Raw genomic sequence first — 3,578 nt, forward strand, 5'->3', positions numbered from 1 at the left:
GCGGCCTCGCCGCTCGCGCGGCGGTTGGCGGCCCAGGCGGGCAACGACCTCGCCGGCCTCGCCGGGTCGGGTCCGGGCGGGCGCATCGTCAAGTAGGAAATCGAGGCGGCCCTCGGCCGGGCCCCGGCACACGCCGCGCCGGCAGCGGCCGCGGCGCCCCAGCCGGCCGCGGCGCCTGCGGCTGCCCCGCGCCCCGCGCCGATTGCGGCGGCGGCCCCCCTCGGCAAGGACCACGTCGCCCTGCTCGCCGGCAACATCCCCTACCGGCTCGACGCGCACACCTCGATGCGGCGGACGATCGCCCGCCGTCTCAGCGAGTCGAAGCAACAGGTGCCGCACTTCTACCTCTCGGTCGACTGCGCGATCGACCGGCTGCTGGCGACGCGCAAGGAACTGAACGGCCGTTCCGACGCCTACAAGCTGTCGGTCAACGACTTCGTCATCCGCGCCGTCGCGCTGGCGCTGCGCAAGGTGCCGCAGGCCAACGCCTCGTGGAGCGACGACGGCATCCTGATGTGGGAGCAGGTCGACGTCTCGGTCGCGGTCGCCATCCCCAACGGGCTCATCACGCCGATCGTCAAGAAGGCCGACCAGAAGGGGCTCGCCACCATCTCCGAGGAGATGCGCGACCTCGCCCAGCGCGCCAAGGACGGCAAGCTGAAGCCCGAGGAGTTCCAGGGCGGCACCTTCAGCGTGTCCAACCTCGGCATGTTCGGGATCCCCAACTTCGCCGCCATCATCAACCCGCCGCAGGCCTGCATCCTCGCGGTCGGTGCCGGCGAGCAGCGTCCGGTGGTGAAGGACGGCGCCCTCGCCATCGCCACCCAGATGACCTGCACGCTCTCGGTCGACCACCGGGTCGTCGACGGTGCGATCGGCGCCCGCTTCCTGGCCGCCTTCAAGGGGCTGATCGAAGACCCGCTCAGCATGCTGCTGTAGGAGGGGGGCGGCGGCGCCGCCCTCCGGAAAGGAACGCCCCATGGCGGAAGAACGGTTCGACCTGATCGTCATCGGCGGCGGGCCCGGCGGCTATGTCGCCGCCATCCGCGCCGCCCAGCTCGGCATGAAGACCGCGCTGGTCGAGCGCGAGCACCTGGGCGGCATCTGCCTCAACTGGGGCTGCATCCCGACCAAGGCGCTGCTGCGCTCGGCCGAGGTCTATCACCTGATGCAGCATGCCGACGCCTTCGGGCTGTCGGCGGAGAAGGTCGCCTTCGACCCGCAGAAGGTCGTCAAGCGTTCGCGCGGCGTCGCCCAGCAGCTCCAGAACGGCGTCCGGCACCTGATGCGCAAGAACAAGGTGACGGTGTTCGACGGCCATGGCCGGCTCGCCGGGGCGGGCAAGGTCGCGGTCACCAAAGACGACAAGGCGGTGGCGACGCTCGCTGCCGCCAGCATCATCCTCGCGACCGGCGCCCGCGCGCGCTCCGTCCCCGGCCTCGAGCCGGACGGCAAGCTGGTCTGGACCTACAAGGAGGCGATGGTTCCCGACCGCATGCCGAAGTCGCTGCTGGTCGTCGGCTCGGGCGCCATCGGCATCGAGTTCGCCAGCTTCTATCGCACCATGGGTGCCGAGGTGACGGTCGTCGAGATGCTCGACCGGGTGCTGCCGGTGGAGGACGAGGAGATTTCGGCCTTCGCCCGCAAGGCGTTCGAGAAGCAGGGCATGAAGATCCTGACCGGCGCCCAGGTGAAGGGCCTGAAGAAGGCGGCCGACAGCGTGACGGCGACGATCGCGGCCGGCGGCAAGACCGTCGAGGTCACGGCCGAGCGCGTCATCTCGGCCGTCGGCATCGTCGGCAATGTCGAGAATATCGGGCTCGAAGGCACGAAGGTGGTGGTCGACCGCACCCATGTCGTCATCGACCAGTGGTGCGCCACCGGCGAGAAGGGGGTCTACGCCATCGGCGATCTCGCCGGCCCGCCCTGGCTCGCCCACAAGGCGATGCACGAGGCGGTGCTCTGCGTCGAGCGGATCGCCGGGGTGAAGGGCGTTCATCCCATGGACGTGACGAAGATTCCCGGCTGCACCTACTGCGCGCCGCAGGTCGCCAGCGTCGGCCTGACCGAGAAGCGGGCGAAGGAACTGGGCCACGAGGTCCGGGTCGGGCGCTTCCCCTTCATCGGCAACGGCAAGGCGATCGCGCTCGGCGAGACCGAGGGGCTGGCCAAGACGGTGTTCGACGCCAAGACCGGCGAACTGCTCGGCGCGCACCTGATCGGGCCCGAGGTGACCGAGCTCATCCAGGGCTACACCATCGCCCGGACGCTCGAAGCGACCGAGGCGGAGCTGATGGCGACGACCTTCCCGCATCCGACCATCTCCGAGGTCATGCACGAGGCCGTGCTTGACGCCTACGGCCGCACGCTCCACTTCTAGCCTTCCATCCCGCGAGGAGTCCCGCGCCCGCCATGGCGTCGTCCGCGGACCAGGTCCGCCATCCCGAGAAGGTCAACCGGCCGGACAACCCGATCCAGCGCAAGCCCGCCTGGATCCGGGTGAAGGCGCCGACCTCCCGCACCTATGCCGAGACCCGCGACCTGATGCGTGGGCTCGACCTCCGCACCGTGTGCGAGGAGGCCGCCTGCCCCAACATCGGGGAATGCTGGTCGCAGAAGCACGCCACGGTGATGATCCTCGGCAGCGTCTGCACCCGCGCCTGCACGTTCTGCAACGTCGCCACCGGCCGGCCCGACCTGCTCGACCCGCACGAGCCCGAGCGCGTCGGCGAGGCGGTCGGCAAGATGGGGCTGAAGCACGTCGTGGTGACCTCGGTCGACCGCGACGACCTGCCGGACGGCGGCGCCGAGCATTTCGCGCGCACCATCCGCGCCATCCGCGCCGCCGCTCCCGGCACGACCATCGAGGTGCTGACGCCCGATTTCCTGCGCAAGGACGGGGCGATCGAGGTGGTGGCGGCGGCGCGGCCGGATGTCTTCAACCACAATCTGGAGACGGTGCCGCGGCTCTATGGCGAGGTCCGGCCGGGTGCGCGCTACTTCAACTCGCTCCGCCTGCTCGACCAGGTCAAGCGCATCGACCCCTCGATCTTCACCAAGTCCGGCATCATGGTCGGTCTCGGCGAATCGAAGGAGGAGGTGCTGCAGGTGATGGACGACCTGCGCGCGGCCGATGTCGACTTCCTCACCGTCGGCCAGTACCTGCAGCCGACGCCGAAGCACCACCGCGTCGACCGGTTCGTCACGCCGGACGAGTTCGCCAGCATCGAGACCCAGGCCTACGGCAAGGGATTCCTGATGGTGTCGGCCTCGCCGCTGACGCGCTCCTCCTACCATGCCGGCGACGATTTCGTGCGCCTGCGGGCCGCCCGCGAGGCGCGGCTGTCCGGCGCCGCCTAGGGCGGCGCCGCCGGACGGATGCCGACGCACGCCGAGCAGCGGCTGCTCCCCTATAGCCCGGAGCAGCTCTTCGACCTCGTCGCGGACATCGAGCGTTATCCCGAGTTCCTGCCCTGGTGCGTCGCCGCGCGCATCCGCGAGCGGACGGGCGAGCTCGTCGTCGCCGACCTGATGATCGGCTTCAAGATGATCCGCGAGCGCTTCACCTCGCGGGTGCG

The 3,578-nt window shown here is 70.2% G+C and carries 3 protein-coding genes and 1 pseudogene; all 4 read left to right on the forward strand.

Annotated elements, in window-relative coordinates:
* Nucleotides 1-939 (forward strand): annotated as a pseudogene (locus ACE3Q3_RS23480) (2-oxo acid dehydrogenase subunit E2); the annotation flags it as partial.
* Nucleotides 940-979: 40 nt separating this feature from the next.
* Nucleotides 980-2,380: a dihydrolipoyl dehydrogenase gene (gene lpdA / locus ACE3Q3_RS23485; RefSeq protein ID WP_374450140.1), complete on the forward strand. Its 1,401-nt coding sequence runs from the start codon at nt 980-982 to the stop codon at nt 2,378-2,380.
* 32 nt (nt 2,381-2,412) lie between these two features.
* Complete coding sequence (gene lipA, locus ACE3Q3_RS23490; protein WP_374450142.1) at nt 2,413-3,360, forward strand: lipoyl synthase; 948 nt, start codon at nt 2,413-2,415, stop codon at nt 3,358-3,360.
* Between the two features lie 18 nt (nt 3,361-3,378).
* Nucleotides 3,379-3,578 (forward strand): type II toxin-antitoxin system RatA family toxin (locus tag ACE3Q3_RS23495; RefSeq protein WP_374450144.1); only part of this gene is annotated, 200 nt, incomplete at its 3' end.

The sequence above is a fragment of the Allostella sp. genome (assembly GCF_041913585.1).
In the GTDB taxonomy this organism is placed as follows: domain Bacteria; phylum Pseudomonadota; class Alphaproteobacteria; order ATCC43930; family Allostellaceae; genus Allostella.